23 protein-coding genes are annotated in these 20610 nt (G+C 44.3%); all 23 read left to right on the top strand.

Features of this window, described 5'->3' with window-relative positions:
* Positions 1-3 precede the first annotated feature (3 nt).
* Positions 4-1029, top strand: coding sequence for a flagellar motor switch protein FliG (gene fliG, locus AC3WU2_RS03305; protein WP_018757841.1), 1026 nt, complete (start codon positions 4-6; stop codon positions 1027-1029).
* Positions 1022-1861: a FliH/SctL family protein gene (locus AC3WU2_RS03310; protein WP_492451247.1), complete on the top strand. Its 840-nt coding sequence runs from the start codon at positions 1022-1024 to the stop codon at positions 1859-1861. The genes fliG and AC3WU2_RS03310 overlap by 8 nt, the downstream gene beginning before the upstream one ends.
* Complete coding sequence (gene fliI, locus AC3WU2_RS03315) at positions 1848-3167, top strand: flagellar protein export ATPase FliI (RefSeq protein WP_492451249.1); 1320 nt, start codon at positions 1848-1850, stop codon at positions 3165-3167. The genes AC3WU2_RS03310 and fliI overlap by 14 nt, the downstream gene beginning before the upstream one ends.
* 45 nt (positions 3168-3212) lie before the next feature.
* Positions 3213-3659 (top strand): flagellar export protein FliJ, encoded by a 447-nt coding sequence (gene fliJ / locus AC3WU2_RS03320; protein ID WP_018757844.1) that lies wholly within the window; start codon positions 3213-3215, stop codon positions 3657-3659.
* Positions 3660-3719: 60 nt separating this feature from the next.
* On the top strand, positions 3720-4649 hold the full coding sequence (locus tag AC3WU2_RS03325) for a MotE family protein (protein ID WP_492451252.1): 930 nt from the start codon (positions 3720-3722) through the stop codon (positions 4647-4649).
* Between the two features lie 29 nt (positions 4650-4678).
* Complete coding sequence (locus tag AC3WU2_RS03330) at positions 4679-6109, top strand: flagellar hook-length control protein FliK (RefSeq protein WP_492451255.1); 1431 nt, start codon at positions 4679-4681, stop codon at positions 6107-6109.
* 20 nt (positions 6110-6129) lie between these two features.
* Complete coding sequence (locus tag AC3WU2_RS03335) at positions 6130-6717, top strand: flagellar hook capping FlgD N-terminal domain-containing protein (protein ID WP_492451257.1); 588 nt, start codon at positions 6130-6132, stop codon at positions 6715-6717.
* Positions 6714-7094, top strand: a complete 381-nt coding sequence (locus AC3WU2_RS03340) for a TIGR02530 family flagellar biosynthesis protein (protein WP_492451260.1) — start codon at positions 6714-6716, stop codon at positions 7092-7094. Before AC3WU2_RS03335 ends, AC3WU2_RS03340 begins: the two co-directional genes overlap by 4 nt.
* A gap of 105 nt (positions 7095-7199) precedes the next feature.
* Positions 7200-8006, top strand: a complete 807-nt coding sequence (locus tag AC3WU2_RS03345; RefSeq protein ID WP_425413955.1) for a flagellar hook-basal body complex protein — start codon at positions 7200-7202, stop codon at positions 8004-8006.
* A 59-nt stretch (positions 8007-8065) separates the two neighbouring features.
* Complete coding sequence (locus tag AC3WU2_RS03350; protein ID WP_018757850.1) at positions 8066-8290, top strand: flagellar FlbD family protein; 225 nt, start codon at positions 8066-8068, stop codon at positions 8288-8290.
* Positions 8287-8757: a flagellar basal body-associated FliL family protein gene (locus AC3WU2_RS03355; RefSeq protein WP_492451263.1), complete on the top strand. Its 471-nt coding sequence runs from the start codon at positions 8287-8289 to the stop codon at positions 8755-8757. The genes AC3WU2_RS03350 and AC3WU2_RS03355 overlap by 4 nt, the downstream gene beginning before the upstream one ends.
* A gap of 44 nt (positions 8758-8801) precedes the next feature.
* Entirely contained in the window at positions 8802-9800 is a 999-nt protein-coding gene (fliM, locus tag AC3WU2_RS03360) for a flagellar motor switch protein FliM (protein ID WP_492451266.1), read from the top strand.
* Positions 9790-11067, top strand: coding sequence for a flagellar motor switch phosphatase FliY (fliY, locus tag AC3WU2_RS03365; RefSeq protein WP_492451268.1), 1278 nt, complete (start codon positions 9790-9792; stop codon positions 11065-11067). Before fliM ends, fliY begins: the two co-directional genes overlap by 11 nt.
* Positions 11068-11089: 22 nt before the next feature.
* Positions 11090-11455, top strand: a complete 366-nt coding sequence (locus AC3WU2_RS03370; RefSeq protein ID WP_492451270.1) for a response regulator — start codon at positions 11090-11092, stop codon at positions 11453-11455.
* 5 nt (positions 11456-11460) lie between these two features.
* Entirely contained in the window at positions 11461-12012 is a 552-nt protein-coding gene (locus tag AC3WU2_RS03375) for a flagellar biosynthetic protein FliO (protein WP_492451272.1), read from the top strand.
* On the top strand, positions 12009-12767 hold the full coding sequence (gene fliP, locus AC3WU2_RS03380) for a flagellar type III secretion system pore protein FliP (protein ID WP_018757856.1): 759 nt from the start codon (positions 12009-12011) through the stop codon (positions 12765-12767). The genes AC3WU2_RS03375 and fliP overlap by 4 nt, the downstream gene beginning before the upstream one ends.
* 30 nt (positions 12768-12797) lie before the next feature.
* Positions 12798-13067: a flagellar biosynthesis protein FliQ gene (gene fliQ, locus AC3WU2_RS03385; RefSeq protein WP_018757857.1), complete on the top strand. Its 270-nt coding sequence runs from the start codon at positions 12798-12800 to the stop codon at positions 13065-13067.
* 10 nt (positions 13068-13077) lie between these two features.
* Positions 13078-13872, top strand: a complete 795-nt coding sequence (gene fliR, locus AC3WU2_RS03390; RefSeq protein ID WP_492451274.1) for a flagellar biosynthetic protein FliR — start codon at positions 13078-13080, stop codon at positions 13870-13872.
* Positions 13873-13889: 17 nt separating this feature from the next.
* Positions 13890-14984 (top strand): flagellar biosynthesis protein FlhB, encoded by a 1095-nt coding sequence (gene flhB, locus AC3WU2_RS03395; protein WP_492451276.1) that lies wholly within the window; start codon positions 13890-13892, stop codon positions 14982-14984.
* A gap of 18 nt (positions 14985-15002) precedes the next feature.
* The gene (gene flhA / locus AC3WU2_RS03400; protein WP_018757860.1) at positions 15003-17036 is read left to right on the top strand and encodes a flagellar biosynthesis protein FlhA; all 2034 of its coding nucleotides are present in this window, start codon (positions 15003-15005) and stop codon (positions 17034-17036) included.
* A complete protein-coding gene (gene flhF, locus AC3WU2_RS03405) occupies positions 17033-18376 on the top strand; it encodes a flagellar biosynthesis GTPase FlhF (protein ID WP_492451278.1) in 1344 nt (447 codons plus the stop codon). The genes flhA and flhF overlap by 4 nt, the downstream gene beginning before the upstream one ends.
* Complete coding sequence (locus tag AC3WU2_RS03410; protein ID WP_492451280.1) at positions 18369-19250, top strand: MinD/ParA family protein; 882 nt, start codon at positions 18369-18371, stop codon at positions 19248-19250. The genes flhF and AC3WU2_RS03410 overlap by 8 nt, the downstream gene beginning before the upstream one ends.
* Positions 19251-19274: 24 nt before the next feature.
* Complete coding sequence (locus AC3WU2_RS03415; RefSeq protein WP_492451282.1) at positions 19275-20609, top strand: protein-glutamate methylesterase/protein-glutamine glutaminase; 1335 nt, start codon at positions 19275-19277, stop codon at positions 20607-20609.
* Position 20610: the final 1 nt, after the last annotated feature.

The following is a 20610-nucleotide window of genomic DNA, read 5'->3' on the forward strand; positions in this document are numbered from 1 at the left end:
TAGGTGGCAAGAAATCAGAATCAAGGCTATCAAGTGTTAACAGGACGTCAGAAGGCGGCGATTCTGCTCATTTCTCTCGGTCCGGAAGTATCGGCGCAAATATTTAAACATTTAAGAGAAGATGAAATCGAACAACTTACACTAGAGATTGCGAACATGCGCAAAGTGGACAACACGGAAAAGGAATCCATTCTAGCGGAATTCCATCAGATTTGTCTCGCTCAAGAATATATTACGCAAGGTGGTATTACCTATGCGAAGGAGATTCTAGAGAAAGCGCTTGGGTCGCAGAAAGCGATTGAAGTTATTAATCGATTGACGGCAACCTTGCAAGTTCGTCCGTTTGACTTTGCTCGTAAGGCAGATCCGGCACAAATCTTGAACTTCCTTCAAAATGAGAACGCTCAGACGATTGCGCTTGTATTATCATATTTGCAATTCGAACAAGCTGCTGTAATTCTCTCCTCATTGCCGCAGGAGAAGCAAGCTGAAGTTGCAAGACGCGTTGCGATTATGGACAGCACATCACCTGAAGTAATTAGTCAGGTTGAACGTGTCCTTGAACAGAAATTATCTTCGACGGTTACGCAGGATTATACAAATGCAGGCGGTATCGAGTCGATCGTACAAATCCTTAACGGGGTTGACCGTGGTACGGAGAGAACGATTTTGGATTCCTTGGAAATTCAAGATCCAGAGCTTGCTGAAGAAATTAAGAAACGGATGTTCGTCTTTGAAGATATTGTTAATGTGGATAATCGTGCGATTCAACGTATTATTCGCGATATTGAGAATTCCGACTTGCAGCTTGCGCTTAAAGTGGCGAGCGAAGAAGTACGTGATGTTATTTTCCGGAATATGTCCAAACGGATGGCAGATACATTCAAGGAAGAAATGGAATTTATGGGACCTGTGCGATTGCGTGATGTTGAGGAAGCTCAGACCCGCATCGTAGCAACGATTCGTCGTCTGGAAGAAGCCGGTGAGATTATTATTGCTCGCGGCGGAGGAGATGATATCATTGTCTAATTTGATTAAATCGTCTCAATATGTCGCGGTGAAAGATCCCAAATATATTGAGAAGGTTCAATATATGACAGGTCTCTCAGCGGAGATGAATATCGCAGATGAGAGCGAAGTTCACGCGAAGAGAGAAGCGGAATACGCGAGGATTCGCAAACAAATTATGGATGAAGCAGCTGTCGTTGCTGAAGAAGAAGTGCGACATGCATCGGAGGAAGGCGAGCGCATAGTAGAGGCTGCGAGAGCAGAAGCCGATCAGTGGTGGCAAGAGCGTCGGCAAGAAGACGAGCAGCTCATTGAAATGTCGAAGCTGGATGGTTTTGAGCGAGGATATCAGGAAGGCATCGAGCAGGCACAAGAGGCTACACGCCAACAAGTGGAGCAAATGCTGGCAGAAGCTAAAGCGATTCTAGAGCAAGCATATCTGGCCAAAGATCAAATCATTCAAGAGGCTGAACCGTTTCTTGTAAACCTAAGCTGCTCGATCGCAGAGAAAATCGTAGATAAGCATCTATCGATGGAGCAAGAGTACGCCGTTGAATTGATTCGTAAGCAGTTAACACGGAAGAGAGAACAAGGGATGATCACGCTTTGCGTAGCGCCAGAGCATTTGGCATTCGTTCAAGCGGCGCGAGAGGAAATGATTCTCTCAATTGATTCCCAAGCGGAACTTCAAATCCTCCCGGATTCTTCAGTAACGGATTGGGGTTGTGTGATTCGTTCTTCTTACGGAAGTATTGATGCACGAATTGATACACAGCTTGCTGAGATTAAGAAACATCTGCTGCAAATTGCACTGCATCAAGATGATCGCTCCCAGGAGGATGATCATGCTTAATGCAGACAGATACATAGAACATTTGAAACATATTGATCCCATTCGCGTGAATGGGAAGGTAACACAGGTTATCGGGCTAACTGTTGAATCGGAAGGACCGGATGCGAGCATCGGTGAAGTCTGTTACATCTACCCTACAAAGGCAGCACAGCCACTAAAAGCTGAAGTTGTAGGATTCCGTGATAATAAAGTAATTCTTATGCCTCTGGGTGAACTTCACTCCATTGGACCAGGATGTGACGTGGTTGGTACAGGGAAACCGCTAACGGTTCAAGTTGGATCTGAACTGCTCGGGAAGGTTCTCGATGGTCTTGGACAACCGCTTGACCAATCACATCTGCCAAGTCGTATGGCACATTATTCGACACACAATGTTCCGTCGAATCCGCTTAAGCGACCGCGTGTTGCTGAACCTATTGGAACGGGAGTACGTGCAATAGATGGATTGCTTACGATGGGAAAAGGTCAGCGTGTCGGTATTTTTGCTGGGTCAGGGGTAGGTAAGAGCACATTGCTCGGGATGGTGGCACGGAATACATCAGCAGATGTGAATGTTATCGCATTGATCGGTGAGCGGGGCAGAGAGGTACTTGATTTTATTGAACGTGACCTTGGACCCGAAGGGCTTGCTCGTTCTGTTGTCATTGTAGCGACGTCGGATCAACCTGCATTAATTCGAATCAAAGGTGCGTTGATTGCAACGACAATAGCCGAATATTTCCGTGATCGTGGATTAAATGTCATGCTGATGATGGACTCCGTGACGCGCTATGCGATGGCGATGCGTGAGGTTGGTCTTGCGATTGGTGAGCCACCAGCAACGCGCGGATATACACCATCGGTTTTTGCGAGTCTTCCAAAATTGCTAGAACGTGCGGGAACGGGGCCTACAGGATCGATAACAGCGTTCTACACGGTACTCGTTGACGGTGATGATATGAATGAACCAATCGCTGATGCGGTTCGGGGTATTTTGGACGGTCACATCGTGTTGAATCGTTCCATAGCACATAAAGGTCACTTCCCAGCGATCGATGTGATGGCGAGTATTAGTCGGGTGATGAAGGATATTGTCGATTCCGAACATACGAGTGCAGCGGAGAATTTGAAACGTCTACTATCTGTATATAAAGAATCGGAAGATTTAATCAATATTGGTGCCTATCAGCGAGGTTCAAATGCTCAAATCGATATGTCGCTCGAATATATTGATGCTATTTGGAATTTTACGAAGCAGAAAGTCGATGAAAAAGTAACTTATCAGGATGCGCATGAACAATTAATCATGCAATTCGGAGCTAATTGATCGATGCGCGTAGTTTCGATGAAATTGAGGTAAGGAGTGCTGAAAATGGCAGTACGGTTTCATTACCCTTTTCAAAAAGTGGTTGATCTAAAGGGAAGTGAAAAGACGCAAGCAGAATGGGTGCTCTCTGCATCGATTGGCAAGCTGCAACAGGTTACGTCTGTACTTCATCAATTGGAAGCTGAGAAAGAGAGTGCACTAGATTCGATACAAGAAGCGACAATAGCGTGTTGTGTGTCGAGTTTACAATCGATGCAATCCTATCTTAGTAGGATCGAACAATCGATTCGAAATCAATTGAAGGATGTTCAAGTGGCGAAGACCGATGTCGAACGTAATCAATTGCATTTGACAGACAAAATGAAGGATGAGCAAGTGTGGCAACAAGCGAGAGAAAGAGCCAAAGAACGGTATCGTTATGAAATGCAGCTTCGCGAGCAAAATGAGCTTGATGAAATGGCGACCGTGCGCTTTTCCTTATCGGCTCGTTAACGCTTGAACGATCTCATTATGGGTTCTTAGAGATCGTTGATTCAAGAAGGAGAGATCGGTTTGAAAGAAGCGGATATCGAGAAAAGTTCATACAGTGGATTTGAGCGGTTTTTGTTTTTTGTGACACCTATCATTTTTACAATTGTGTTGTTATTCGTATTGCTCGCATTGTTCAATTTCCCGGTCCGTAATACGATTCTTGAAGTTGCGCAGAAAATCCCGATTGTTAATCAGTGGGTGCCTGAGCCGTCTTCTGGGACGACCCAAGTGGGTACCGATGCGAAGGCGAAGAATAACAATCTAGAGAAAAAAGTTGAAGAATTAAATCAGTTAATAGCTGCAAAAGACGTAGAACTGAAGAAATCGACATCATTAATTGATCAAAAGGATCAAGAAATTCTGACCCTTAAAGAGAACGTTCAGCAGACGAAACAAGACTTTGAAGAGAAAAAACAGACAGATCAAGAATATCAAGCTCAAATTACGGGGCTTGCTAATATGTATGCCAAGATGCAGCCATCCAAAGCGGCGCCAGTAATGGAAAGCTTGACATTGGACGAGCAGGTGCTGGTGCTTCAAGCGATGAAGCCGAATGATCGTGTGAGAATTTTGGAGAAAATGACGCCGAAAGCCGCAGCCGATGCATCGATTCTATTGAAAGATGCGCAGTCAACAGAGAACTTGGCAATTGCAGCTGTGCAAGCCCGGTTAAACAAGCTTAAGAATGATGAGAAAAATAAGGCCAAAGATAAGCTGGACAATACGCAGTTGATCCAGACGTTCCGCAACATGACGCCTAAAAGTGCAGCTTCTCTCATTCTAGAAACGGCGAAGATTAGTGAGGAGAAGGCGTTGCTCATCCTCAAATCAATCGATGATTCGACTAGATCTCAAATCTTAACGGCCATGACAGATAATAACGCAAAAGATAATAAAGATACTGCAGCAATCGCTGCTAAGCTATTATCCAAAATCATGCCAGCCAAGTAAGTGTTCGTGCTTGAAAGGAGGTGAAAAAGATGGAAATGATGATTCAATCTACATCAGCTTCGATCAGTGCGAAATCTTCGAATGCTTCGGCGACTAAGAATGTGGCTGGCACGGATAAGTCGGGTAATACCTTCGGGCAAGTGCTGGGTCAATCTATGAACGGTCAAGAAGCAGCAAGTGGAACAGGCAATACTGCAACGGTAAATGTACAAACCTTGATTAAAAGTGCATTAGCAACGGATTCTACAGGAGAAATCAGTACAGATCAGTTGATTGAAGCGCTAATCGCTTCACTGCAGGAAGCAGACGGGAATATTGAGAACAATCCTGATCTATTGGGCCAATTGCAAGATTGGATTAAGATGGCAGATGAGTTTTTGGCAGCACTTGTCAGCCCTCAAGTGAGCGTGCAGGAACCAGCGAATAAACTCGCAGAATCCGACTTGGCTTCAGACCCTGGAACATTGCGTTTTGCGGTTCAAGATAGGCTGATGCAGCTTGCAACCCTTGTTAAGGAAGTGGGGACAGCAGAGTTACATCAACCACCTGTGATGAACAAGTCGATGGGCGCTGAATTCATGCAAACCTTGCAATCGATGTTAGGTGATATGACAGAGCAATCGGGCACACAAGTGACGAAGCAATCCAATGCAGCGGGTCAAGCTGCACAGTTGATCCAAACATTGCAAGCGATTCTGAACAAAGGGAACGCGGTAAATTCGGATTCAAATGGTGTCAGAACGACGGATCTTAACGCTGATCGTGCCGTGCAACCGACACCGCTTGTGGGAAATGCTGTGAAAGTAACTAACGAGAATAATTCGTCGTTACAACAGAATACGTCCAATCAGTCGCAATCAGCTTTGTCAGATGATCAGCCATGGCTGAATCTAGATAACGATAAGGATGTATCACCAATCGTTACTGCCGGTCAAATGGCACTTCGCGCGCATGATACGACGGTTCTTCGACCAGCAGCGCCTGTGATACAAGCACAGAACTTTGCACCTGAGATGAGCCAGTTCATAAAGCAGTTGGATATTGTGAAGTTGAATGGAATATCAGAAGCGAAGATTATTCTATTCCCTGAGCATCTCGGTCAAGTAGATATTCGAATTTCGGTTCAGAACGGCCATATTGTTGCGCAATTTATGACGGAACATGCAGCAGCCAAGGACATGTTAGATATGCAAATGGCTCAACTCCGTACAGCACTGCAATCCCAAGGTCTGCAAGTTGAGAAGCTCGAAGTCACGCAGAACCAGAACCTGCATTCCCAAATGTTCCATGATGGACGTCAATCGAATCGTGGACAAGGGCAGGGAGATCAGCAGACGAAGAATCAGGCAGCAGGGCAAGAGGATGGGTCAATCAGTCAATTGCAATCGAATATACAAGAGGAACAAAACATCCGCCTGAATGGGTTAAGTCGAGGCAGTTCCTTCCATGCAACGGTGTAGAAAGAGAGTAGGTGAAAGCAATGGCAAATAATCCGGTCTCAACTTCAAATATGTGGCCGAACTATAGCCCAACGAATGTGGCTGCAGCAGCGAAGAAGGAACAGAAATCGCTCGGGAAGGATGATTTCTTCAAAATCTTGATTACGCAAATGACGAATCAAGATCCGACACAGCCGCTTAACGACCGTGAGATGATCGCTCAGATGGCGCAGTTCTCCTCGGTCGAGCAATTAATGAACATTAATAAACTGCTTACATCGATGCAGCAATCCCTAGGCTCTTCATCAGGTTTGATCGGTAAGCAGATCAGTTGGAAGACTGAAGGGGATAAGCCGGAGACCAAATCAGGTATTGTAGAATCGATTATTATCCGTGATGGGATCCAATACGCCAAAGTTGGGACCGATGAAATTGTTCTTAGCAAGGTTGAGAAGATTGAGAACCCTGCTGACAAGGTGCCTCCTAAGGATGAATTGAAGCCTGATCAACCTAAACCTGAACAACCTATAGCTGAACAACCGAAACCTGATGAACCGGTGAAGGATGAGAACAGCAAAAATCCTGAGGCGGATAAACCTTCGAATCTACCAGAGGCTAGCGGATCATGACGGATCGTATGACCGTAGGCCAGCTATACACGGGTAAGATTTCTCCTGCTGGAGTAAGGCCAAAGCCAGAGCGTCTATCGAACGCAAATGATACAAGCTTTGAAGAGATACTGCAAAGTAACTTTGTAAGGTTCAGTCAGCATGCGGAAATGCGCTTACGTCAAAGAGGTATTCAAATGGGCCCGGAGCAGCTATCAAAGCTAGAGACAGCTATTGATAAGGCAGCAGCGAAGGGTGCGAAAGAATCTCTCGTGCTTTTGCCAGATACAGCATTGATCGTGAACATTAAGAATCGCATGGTTGTGACCGCAATGGATCAATCATCGATGAAAGAGCATGTGTTCACACAAATTGATAGTGCAATAGTTCTTACATAAAAAGGGCTGGACCTGATAAGGAGGCCTAAGATTGCGGATCGACCGAAGCAATCTCTGTATGACAAACGATTAGAATGAGGAGGATATCTATTCATGCTAAGATCGATGTATTCTGGTGTTTCAGGTATGCGCGGCTTTCAGACAAAGCTTGATGTCATCGGCAACAACATTGCGAACGTGAATACGGTTGGATTCAAAGCTGGCCGTGTTATGTTTAAAGATATTATGAGCCAGACGGTTGGAGGCGCTACAGCTCCAAATGGTACTGCTCAAGGCGGGATTAACCCGAAGCAAATCGGACTTGGTGTTACTGTAGGTTCGATTGATACGATTCATCTCGGTGGTAGTGCAATGACCACGAACCAACCATTGGATTTGCGGATTGATGGCGATGGATTCTTTGCAGTTCAATTGGAAGGTCAGACGACGCCATTCTTGACTCGCGCAGGGAATTTCCATATCGATGCCGATCGCAACATTGTAACAGGTGATGGGATGAGAGTCGTAGCTTCCGGCGGAGATATCATTGATTCCTTGGATGATACGGTGACAGGACTTACGGTTGCCCAAGATGGAACACTGATGCTAGCAAAGAATGATGGAACAATCGAACAAGGCCCGAAAATTGGGATTGTTAAAGTGGTCAACCCTGAAGGTTTAGAGAAGATCGGTGGCAACTTGTATCGGATGACGGGGAATGCGAATCCCGATGGCGCGCTCGAAGTCGTCGATGCGAACAGCACTGAATTTGGAACGGGAGCCGTTATTTCGGGTCAATTAGAAATGTCTAACGTTGAATTGACTGGCGAGTTTACGGAAATGATCGTTGCACAGCGCGGTTTCCAAGCTAACTCTCGTATTATTACAACTTCTGACGAAGTTCTACAAGAAGTTGTAAACTTAAAACGATAAGATCGGATGATTAAGTAACGGAGGGGATGTTCCCCTCCACATCTCATAGGAGGGTAGCCATGATCTCACTTACGCGGCTCAACGGTTCCCAGGTATGGATTAATGCTTTACTTATAGAGAGTGTCGAAGAATCACCCGATACATATGTTACGCTCGTTACAGGTAAGAAAATCATCGTACTGGAGAAGTCAGTTGATATCATTCGTTTGATGAAAGATTACCTAAGCAGTATTGGCGTGCAAGGCGCGACCATCAAGTTTCAGCAAACGGAGGGACAATCATGAAAAGAATGTTGCCATGGCTTATTACCGTCCTACTTGCCATTACATTAATTATTGTTGCAGCATTTCTCTTGTATAATTACTGGTCTAACGATTCCAAAGGTTCGAAAGTGGACAGCGCAATAAGTCAAGTGGAAACGAAACAATTGACAGCGGACCAAATCGTTGAGGTCTCTTCTCAGATTACGGATATCAAGACAAACTTGGCTGATGCAGGCTATGTCGTGATGATGGGCTTCTCTTTCCAACTTGATAGTAAGAAGACGAAAGAGGAATTCGATAAAATCAAAGATATCAATATTAAACCGATTATCATTAAAACACTAGCGGATATGCAGCCGACGGAACTGAATGGTGCGAAAGGCAAAGATCAACTCTGTGCGAAGCTGACGAATCTGATCAATAATGCAATGCCTAGTGGGAAATTGATGAATGTGGCAATTACTGATTTTATAATGACGTCCATTTAATTGGAGCAATGGCATAGAATGATTCCTTTAAGGGGGTGAAACGATTGGTTGATGTATTGTCACAAAATGAGATCGATGCCTTGCTTGCGGCACTATCTTCTGGCGAGATGGATGCAGAGGAACTGAAAAAAGAAGAATCGCAGAAGAAAATTAGATCTTACGATTTTAAGAGAGCAGTTCGTTTCTCCAAGGATCACATTCGAAGTTTGACGCGAATACACGAGAACTTTGCTCGGTATCTGACGACGTATTTTTCAGCGCAATTACGTACTTTTGTGCAAATCAGCGTCGTGCAGGTCGAACAATTGCCGTATGACGAATTTATCCGATCAATTCCAAAAATGACGATATTAAACATTTTTGAAGCGGAGCCGCTAGAAGGTCGAATGGTTCTTGAGGTTCACCCTAACGTAGCTTTTGCGATGGTTGATCGTTTACTCGGCGGCACCGGCGTGGCTCCTTCCAAAATAACTGCCTTGACAGAGATCGAGACAATGGTCATGGAACGGATTTTCAGCAGAGCATTTGATAGTCTTCAAGAAGCTTGGAAGACGGTCATCGATATTGCACCGCGACTCGAAGCACTTGAGACAAACCCGCAATTTATGCAAATTGTTTCACCGAATGAGACGATTGCGTTAATCTCGTTAAGCACCAAAATTGGTGATACGACAGGGATGATCAATCTATGTATCCCACACGTTGTTATTGAACCGATTATGCCTAGATTGTCGGTACATCATTGGTTCGTCTCTCAGAAGAAATCGAGAGTTCCTGAAGAAGTCGAGGTACTTCGACAACGGGTGAATAAAGCGAAATTGCCACTGATTGCTGAGTTGGGTAATTCACAAATCTCCATACGCGAATTTTTAAGTTTATCGGTGGGTGATGTAATAACGTTAGAGAAAAAAGTTGAAGATGGCCTATCGATCCGCGTCGGAGAGAAATTGAAATTTCTCGGCAGTCCTGGTGTTGTTAAAGATCGCGTGGCGATTCAAATTGATGAAATTGTGAGCGAAGGGGTTGAGGAATTTGACGAGTAAAGACTATTTATCTCAAGAGGAAATTGATGCTCTATTGAATCAATCCTCAGCATCTTTTACAGATGAGGGTTCGAAGTCTGAATTATCCATCAATGATTATTTAACCGCACTGGAACAAGATGCTCTTGGAGAAATTGGTAATATTACGTTTGGGAGTGCAGCAACTGCGCTGTCTACACTTCTTGGGAAAAAAGTCGACATTACGACCCCTCAAGTGTCCATCATTTCACGTGAAAATTTCAGCAGTGAATTCCCTAAACCGCATGTCGCAGTACATGTGACATATGTAGATGGGTTTGAAGGCATTAATTCATTGGTGATTCATACGAGAGACGCACAGGTCATTGCGAATTTGATGCTTGGTGGAGACGGGCAGATTACTGAGGATGAAGAACTGAATGAGATTCATATTAGTGCTGTACAAGAAGCCATGAATCAAATGATGGGATCATCAGCAACGTCGATGTCGACGATCTTTAATCGGTTTGTAAATATCTCTCCTCCTGGTATTGATATTCTCAATATTGAGAGTGGTAGAGGACTACAGAAGCTACCTACAGATGATTATCTGGTTAAAGTTTCGTTCCGCTTAATTATCGGGGATTTGATTGATTCGACGATCATGCAGCTTCTTTCTATTTCTTTTGCCAAAGAGTTAGTTGCATCGCTATTGGGTGAAGCCGCTGAACCAGAAGTATCAGCACCGATTGTGAATGAGCCTGTGGTCGCAAGTGAGCCAGCTTCACCAATGTTTGTGAATCCGAATGCAGGCTTCAGTGCCGTCGATCCTACGATGCCTTATGCGGAACAACCACATGCGCAACAATCGATGATGGCTCAGCAGCAAATGCATGGGCAGCCGATGTATGCACAACCTCAAGGTTATCAACAACCTGGTTATGGTGGGCCGATGGGTCAACCTACGATGATTGGTAATAGCGCGAATCGAAATGTGCAGCAAGTTCAATTTGCTAGTTTTCAGAATACTCCTTATTTACAGACAGAGGAAACTAATCTAAATTTATTATTAGACATTCCGCTGAAAGTGACTGTAGAATTAGGTAGAACCCAGAAGCAAATTAAGGAAATTCTCGAATTATCACAAGGATCGATTATTGAATTGGACAAGCTCGCAGGGGAACCTGTCGATATATTGGTGAACAACAAGCTAATTGCCAAAGGTGAAGTTGTCGTAATCGATGAGAATTTTGGGGTTCGTGTCACAGATATCGTAAGTCAATGGGATCGTATTCAAAAACTACAATAAGCTCTAGGGAGGATTTTATAACATGTCAAACCGTATTTTAGTCGTAGATGATGCAGCTTTTATGAGAATGATGATTCGTGACATTCTGACGAAGAATGGGTATGAAGTCGTAGGTGAAGCACAAGATGGTGCACAAGCGATTGAGAAGTTTAAAGAATTCAAACCAGATTTGGTAACGATGGATATTACGATGCCTGAAATGGACGGAATCTCTGCATTGAAAGAAATCAAGAAATTAGATGATTCCGCAAAAGTAATCATGTGCTCCGCGATGGGACAACAAGCGATGGTTATCGATGCGATTCAAGCAGGAGCTAAAGACTTTATCGTTAAACCATTCCAAGCTGACCGGGTTATCGAAGCGATTAAGAAGACGTTAGGATCCTAAATCGAATGATTTCGTTCCTAGCAGAAGATCCAAACACAAACAATAATATGAGCTACTCTGGTGCGGTGATGAATATCATCTGGGTGCTCATCGTTCTCGTAATCATTATCTTTCTTATCGTGTTTGTCATTCGATTCCTAGGACAGAAAAATCGCAACTGGAGCCGAAACCAAGCGATTCGTACGCTTGGGGCGATCGGACTTGCGCAGAACAAATCGATGCAAGTGGTAGAGATCGGGGATTCGATCTACATTATCGGTGTTGGCGAAGATATACGTCTCATCGATAAAGTGTCGGATCCTGATGAGGTTGCGGTTATCCTAGCTTCCTTTGAGCAGAATCAATCGAAACAAGGGCAAGAAATCGCGCCCTTTATCTCGAACTTGATGAAGAAACTTCGTAAATCGGAGGATTCGGCGCCTATATCGCAGGAGGAACTGAATACCTCCTTTCATGAAGTGTTCCAGAGCAAGTTAAACCGAGTGACAAGCCGGAAGCAGAAGGTAGAGGAATTGCTTCAGGACGAAAATAATTCAGATCGGTTGATGGACAAATGAACAAAAAAGTATTGGTATGCTTAACCGTTGTATTGTTCTTGGCATCGCTGATGGTTGTACAATCTGCATTCGCGGCAGACCCTATTCCCAATATACATTTTCAAATTGGCGATGGTGGTGAAAAGCCCGGTACGAGCTCGTTGTCTTTATTGCTGATTATCACGATCTTAAGTGTGGCACCTGCGATATTGCTTCTTATGACGAGCTTTACACGCATTGTGATCGTACTCGGGTTCGTACGAACCTCCCTTGGGACTCAGCAGATGCCTCCCAATCAAGTATTAATAGGTTTAGCGTTATTCATGACACTATTCGTGATGTCTCCTACAATATCTGAAGTGAACAAAGTTGCCTTGCAACCCTATCTAAATGCCCAAATCTCTCAGACGCAGGCACTAGAAAAGGCCGCAATTCCGATGAAGAAGTTCATGTTCAAGCAGACAAGGGAGAAGGATTTATTGCTTTTTATGAAATACACAAAGACGGAGAAGCCGAAGAGCTATGAAGACATTCCAATTTCAGTACTTGTACCTGCGTTCGCAATAAGTGAGCTGAAGACTGCGATGCAGATGGGTTTTATGATTTTCATTCCGTTTCTTGTTATTGATATGGTCGTGGCGAGTACGCTTATGGCCATGGGGATGATGATGCTTCCACCGGTCATGATCTCATTACCTTTCAAAATATTACTGTTTATACTGGTCGATGGTTGGTATCTTGTTGTGAAGTCATTGTTAACAAGCTTTGGCACATAACGGATCAGGACAGATAGAAGGAGGACGCAAGTGACCACGGATTTTATTATCGGGCTTGCTGGTCAAGCAGTATATACTGTCTTGAAGGTTAGTGCGCCAATGCTTGTGCTGGGATTGCTCGTTGGACTTATCATTAGTATTTTTCAGGCGACGACGCAGATTCAAGAGCAGACACTCGCTTTTGTTCCTAAAATCGTTGCGGTAATGCTGGCCCTTCTCATTTTTGGACCATGGCTCTTAACAACCATGATTGATTTCACGACCAATATTCTTGACAATTTAAATCAATTTATCGGGTAGGCGTGAGCGAATGGATTTTATACAAGAGGCTCTCCCTGTTTTTTTGCTAATTTTTTGTCGGATTTCAGCATTTTTTGTAACTGCTCCTGTCTTTTCATCTCGAAATGTGCCGAATCAGTTTAAGATTGGTTTATCATTTTTCGTAGCATTGATTATTTACTTAAGTTATGGCTTAAGCCAGAGGGTACCCTTCGATACCCATTACATATTGCTTGTTATGAGAGAAGTGCTTGTTGGATTACTCATTGGTTATTGTGCGGTTTTGTTCATGTCAGTTATTAATACAGCAGCGAGCTTTATAGATATGCAGATCGGGTTCGCGATGGCGAATGTGATTGATCCGTTATCCGGCCAATCTTCTCCCATTATGGGGGGCTTCAAATATGCCGTTGCTATTCTAATATTCCTGATCATGAACGGCCATCATTATATGCTCGATGCGATGTTCAAGAGCTATGAATGGGTGCCATTATCAAATGACGTGTTCCAGCGAATATATGATGGGAGTGTCTCAACATTCCTTGTCACGACATTTACGAATACTTTCCTGCTCGCATTCCAGCTTGCAGCCCCGATCGTGGTTGCCTTGTTCTTAACGGATGTAGGACTTGGATTTCTTGCGCGGACAGCTCCGCAATTTAACGTATTCGTCATCGGGATTCCGCTCAAAATTATTGTGGGCTTAGCGATTCTTCTACTCGTGATCCCAGGTCTTGCTTATTTATTTCAACAGCTTTTTGGTACGATGTTCGATTCCATAGAACAGTTAATTCAATTGATGGGCCATTCAGGTGCTGCAACGTGAAAAGAGGAGGGGTAACGGTGAACTTGCGGTATCAACTGGACCTTCAACTTTTTTCACAGGAAAAAACGGAGAAAGCAACACCGAAAAAACGGCAGGAATCTAGACAAAAAGGTCAAGTCGCGAAAAGTCCGGATCTGTCAGGGGCTTCTGTCTTGTTAGGCGCATTTATGTGTCTGCTCATGCTTGGTGGATTCTTCAAAGAACGATTAATGAATCTCTTTACAGAGCCGCTGCTGCATCATATGAATATTTCGTTCACCCAGGAGACCATATTGCAATTTTTTGGGCAAATGGCTTTGAAAATATTAATTTTCATGGCGCCCATATTCATTATGGCCATTGTTCTTGGACTCTTAGCGAATTATTTGCAAGTGGGGTTCTTATTTACGGGAGATCCGATTAAGGTGAAGCTGAGTAAGATCAATCCGATCAATGGGTTCAAGAACATTTTCTCGATGCGATCGCTCGTCGAATTTATGAAGTCGATTATTAAGCTAACAGTGATTGCCCTTCTCGTGTATACATCCATTATCGGACAGAAAGCAGAAATTTTGCAGCTCTCGCATCAATCGATTGAACACATTTTCACTTTTGCTGCGAAAGTTACACTAGGTCTTGGGATTAAGATTGCCGCCGTATTGCTTGTACTCGCAGGTCTTGATTATCTGTACCAACGATATGAACATGAGAAGAGTCTTCGCATGTCCAAGCAAGATATTAAAGATGAATATAAAAAAATGGAAGGGGATCCGTTGATAAAAGGAAAGATTCGTGAACGTCAACGCCGCATGGCCTTATCGCGTATGATGCAGGAAGTGCCCAAAGCGGATGTGATTATTACGAATCCAACGCACTTTGCTGTCGCCATTAAATATGACGCCACAATGATGCAAGCGCCACAAATTATCGCAAAGGGGCAAGATTACGTCGCTCTAAAAATTAAGGAATTAGCCAAAGAACACAACATCGTTACGATGGAGAACAAACCGCTTGCGCGTGCTCTATATGCGCGGACGGAGATCGGAGATTCCATCCCTGCAGATCTGTTCCAAGCGGTAGCAGAAGTATTGGCATATGTCTACAAGTTAAAAGGCAGAGTCAAATCTCGGTAAAAAGGGAGGTAGCGAATCATGAAAATAAGAGATATTACTGTTCTCGCAGGCATTATTGGTATCGTGCTTATGATGGTCCTGCCCATCCCTTCATGGCTGTTGGACGTATTATTGATCATTAACATCTCGACGGCGTTAATGATTCTTCTTATAGCGATGAATTCGAAGGAAGCATTACAGTTCTCGATTTTCCCAGCTTTATTGCTCATCACGACGTTATTCCGATTAGCGCTTAATATCTCGACAACGAAGTTGATCTTGACGCATGGTGAAGCTGGACATGTTGTCGCGACCTTCGGCCAATGGGTTGCGCAAGGTGAAATTGCGGTTGGTTTTGTTGTTTTCCTCATCTTGGTTGTCGTTCAATTTATTGTTATTACGAAGGGTTCTGAACGGGTAGCTGAGGTAGCGGCACGTTTTACCCTCGATGCGATGCCAGGGAAGCAGATGAGTATTGATGCGGATTTGAACGCAGGACTCATCAACGAACAGCAAGCAAAGGAACGGCGCTCTAAGATTGAGAAGGAAGCAGATTTCTACGGTGCAATGGACGGGGCGAGTAAATTCGTCAAAGGGGATGCCATTGCATCGATTATCATTCTAATCATCAACTTAATCGGCGGATTTATTATCGGTATGGCTGTTCATGGTATGCCTTTTGGTGAAGCCCTTAGCCGATATACAATTCTATCGATTGGGGATGGCTTAGTGAGCCAGATCCCAGCATTGCTGATCTCGACAGCAGCAGGTCTGATCGTGACGCGTGCAGCTTCGGATGGTAACTTGGCACAAGATCTTAGTGCACAGGTGTTTGCTTATCCGAAGCTAATCTATATTGTCGTCGGTACGATTACGATCCTTGGATTGTTTACACCGATCGGCCCATGGGCTACGCTGCCATTCGGAGCTCTATTATTGTTCGCTGCGCGGAAGATGCAGAAGACGATGGATAAGAAGCAAGCGGAAGAAGAGCTTCAGGTGGAAGAGCAGCAGATTGAAGAAGTCCGGAGTCCTGAAAGTGTGATTAACTTATTGCAGGTTGATCCGATTGAATTCGAATTTGGGTATGGTCTGATTCCGTTAGCAGATACGCAACAGGGTGGAGACTTACTCGATCGTATCATTATGATCAGGCGTCAATGTGCTTTAGAACTAGGACTTGTGGTCCCTGTTATCCGAATCCGCGACAATATTCAACTAAAACCGAACGAATACGTCATAAAAATTAAAGGAAATACAGTGGCTGGTGGTGAATTATTAATTAATCATTACTTGGCCATGAGTCCTGGGTATGATGATGACTCAATAACAGGGATTGACACAACGGAACCGGCTTTTGGCCTACCTGCGTTATGGATCGATGAGCCTACGAAGGAACGTGCCGAATTGGCGGGTTATACCGTGGTTGATCCACCTTCCGTCGTTGCGACGCATCTTACGGAGATTATTAAGAAGCACGCACATGAGTTGCTAGGTAGACAAGAGACGAAAGCCCTAGTAGACAACGTCAAGGAATCTTATCCGGTTCTTGTCGACGAGCTGATCCCGAACATACTCACAGTTGGTGAAGTACAGAAGGTACTGGCGAAGTTACTTCGTGAGAAAATTTCGATTAGAGACCTTGTGACCATCTTTGAGACGCTTGCTGACTATGGGGCGTATTCTAAAGATCCTGAAGTATTAACGGAATACGTGCGACAATCCCTTTCTAGACAAATTACACAGCAATTTACATCACAAGGCGAGACACTACGAGTTATCACAGTGGGTCCTGCATTAGAGAAGAAAATTGCCGAGAGTGTACAGTCTTCTGACCAAGGCAGCTATTTGGCGTTAGATCCGAATTCAACGCAAGTTGTGTTCCAGAAGATAACGGAACAAGTACAGCGGTTAATCCAATCAGGTCATCAACCGGTCGTATTGACATCACCAACGATTCGAATGTATTTGCGTCAAGTGATCGAACGAATGATGCAGGATATTCCCGTATTATCTTATAGTGAATTAGAACCGAATGTCGAAATTCAAAGTGTAGGGGTGGTGAACTTATGAGAGTAAAACGTTATATCGTAGAGACCATGCCGACAGCGATGCAGCAAATTCGGGCAGAGCTAGGAAATGATGCCGTCATTTTAAGTACGAAAGACCTATATATCGGCGGATTCCTCGGGATGTTCCGTAAGAAGCGTATCGAGGTGGTTGCAGCAGTCGATAAGGCTCCAGTACCATCTGCGAAATCTACGGATACTCGCCAAGTTCACGGCCTAACGACACAGCAAAAAGCAGTGGATGAAGGAGCAGTTGCTACGTTGATTGCTGCTGCATCCCCTGCATCGAATAAGCACGTGGCATCGGCCTATCGATCAGCTCAGAATCAGGAGATCGGATCAACCGTCGCATCAGAGCAAGCAATTGCGCCTCCAGCACGAATGGTCATTCAGACTGAACCACCTCAGGCGCCTGATCGGAGCCATATCATCAGAAGTGTAAAGCCAAATCAGGTACAACCGGATCGCGAAGAATTGATCTTTGATGAATTGCGTCAGGTGAAAGAATCGATCGTGAAGTTATCGAAGCAGTCTATGGGTATTAATGAAGATGAAATTTATGAATCGGTTATTGCATCACTTCGAGAGCAAGAGATTGCACCCCATGTGATAGATTCGTGGCTAGATCAGTATAAGCAAATACTTGCCCTCGAGGCTCAGGAAGGCTCAGCTGAACATTTTGCGGATTTTGTGCGAGAGCTGCTCAGACAGAATATTGCTTCCGTTGCACCGGAAGGCATACAGAGTCATACACGTGTCATCTATGTCGCTGGTCCTACAGGCGTAGGGAAGACAACAACCGTAGCGAAGCTTGCAGCGGATCAATTATTCCGTCATGGGCGGAAGGTTGGATTTATTACTTCAGATACATATCGGATTGCCGCAGTTGAGCAGTTACGTACGTATGCGACAATTCTCAATATTCCATTAGAAGTTGTGAACTCGCCAGCTGATCTCATGCGAGCTATGAAGTCGCTTGAGCATTGTGATTTGATTTTTATGGATACGGCTGGCCGTAATTTCCGCAATGAACTTCTTGTCTCTGAGCTGAATAGTTTGTTGAAGCCATTAGATTCAAGCGAGACGTACCTGGTACTCAGCATGACCTCGAAATATCGGGACATGTCGAAGATTATAGAGCATTTTCAGAAATATCAATTGGATAAGGTGATCTTCACGAAGCTAGATGAGACAGGTACCCATGGTTCAATTCTCAACGTTATCCATGACTATCATTTGAAATTGTCTTATATAACCGATGGGCAGAATGTGCCTGAAGATATTCGACTGCTTCAACCCGAGCGGCTCATTCAACTTATTTTAGGAGAAGAAGTGAATGTATGATCAGGCACAAGCGTTAAGGAATCTTGTCAATCGTCACAATAAAATGCAAGACTCCCACCACGATACACGAATTGTTACGGTAACGAGTGGTAAAGGCGGCGTGGGGAAGTCGAACTTTACGTTGAACTTTGCGCTTGCATTACAATCGCTCGGACAGAAAGTGCTTGTGTTTGATGCTGATCTCGGCATGGCGAATATCGATGTCTTAATGGGTGTGAATTCGAGGGTTAACCTATACCATCTATTAAAAAGAGAGAAGACGATCTGGGAGGTTATTCTCAAAGGGCCCAATGATCTTCATTTTATTGCGGGGGGATCGGGGTTCCAAGAACTACTTACACTTCCAGAGGAAGAATTGTTGTATTTCACGGAACAGGTTCATTCCATCTCTGGAGAATATGACATCATTCTGTTCGATACAGGGGCAGGGTTATCTAAAGAAACATTGAATTTCATTCTTTCTGCCGAAGAGACCATTGTTGTAACAACACCAGAACCAACATCGATTACCGATGCTTATGCGTTGATTAAAATCGTACATCGAATGAATAACAAGGTAGCTTTTCGTTTAGTTGTTAATCGGGTGTCGGACCTTCAGGAAGGCATCCAGACATCGAATAAAATTAATTTAGTGTCAGAACAGTTTCTAGATTTGAAAATCCCTACCCTAGGGTATGTGATGGATGATCCGAATGTCTCAAATGCGGTGAAGAAGCAAGTACCTTTTACGATTGCATTCCCGCAGAGTACATCTAGTCGAAGTATTGAACAGTTAGCTCAAGCTTACCTAAATAAATCAAGTCAACCGCAACGAATGCCTTCGGAAAGTGGAGTAAAAGGATTTCTATCTAGAATGCTGAAATTTATGAAATAATCCTTTTCAAAGGAAGTGAGGCAGATGCAAGTCTTCAAAGTATTGGTTATTGATGATTCCGCATTTATGCGTAAATATATTTCCGATATGGTTACATCGGATACACAATTCGAAGTTGTGGACACGGCGAAGAACGGGCAAGAAGCTGTTGAGAAGGTTAAATCATTAAATCCAGATGTCATCACGATGGACATTGAAATGCCGATCATGAACGGCTTGGAAGCGCTAAAGGTCATAATGGAAGATCATCCGACCCCAGCCATCATGTTGTCCAGTTTTACGGAGAAAGGTGCAAGAGAAACAATTCTCGCGTTGGAGATAGGGGCATTTGACTTTATTCAGAAGCCATCGGGGACGATCTCTTGTGATATTCATGTTGTTTCGGAGCATCTGCACCAGAGGTTGCGCGCAGCTATTAGCTCCAATATGAAAAAGTGGCCTATCAAAATAGCACCATTTCCCGAGTCTCAGCCAACCGTGCCTGCTGCTCCAATGGTACCGGTCATCTCTGTAACACCAGCACCTGCGGATACACCAACGGTTCCAATAAAGCCGGCATCTATCGATTATGTTCGGAAACCTGTCATTCAGGAACGTTCAGAATTACAATATCGAACGCCTGGAATACTGCCTAAGAAGCAGGAACCTATAAAGCCGAAGAAGCCAAATTCGGACCGTCAATTACATACGGCAGAAGTGATTCGTGAGACGGCTGCTACCCTAACACCTGTTCCTTCAATTGAAGTTCCTGAGCCGAAAGTTAGACAACCAAGGCAAACAAGCTTCAATCAATTGGTCGCGGTAGGCTCTTCGACAGGAGGACCTCGGGCGCTTAAGGAGCTTCTAACTGGGATTCCAGAAGATTTTCCAGCGCCAATTGTGATTGTGCAGCATATGCCAGCGAATTTCACGAAGTCACTAGCGCAGCGGCTGAATTCCTTTTGTCAAATTCGTGTTGTCGAGGCAGAGAATGGTGATCGTCTTGAACCAGGCACGGCATATATCGCGCCTGGCGGCTGGCATATGACCATCAGACGCGAAATCAAAGGGACGTATGTTGCTGAGCTTAACAAGCAGGATCTTAGAAATGGACATCGTCCATCCGTAGATATCTTGTTCGAATCATTGATTCCGTTAAAAGAACTAGAGAAGCATGTCGTATTACTCACGGGTATGGGCAGTGATGGCGCTCGAGCGATGAATGCACTCACGGAACATGGGGTTCAGTCAACTTTTGCTGAGAATGAAGAATCTTGTGTTGTCTATGGGATGCCGAGATCTGCGATCGAGCTAGGCTGTGTTAAACATATTTTGCCGATTCAAGAAATGGCTCCAAAATTGCTGCAAGTCGTCAAGTAAA

It is taken from the genome of Paenibacillus sp. EB106-05-06-XG162 (assembly GCF_058791655.1).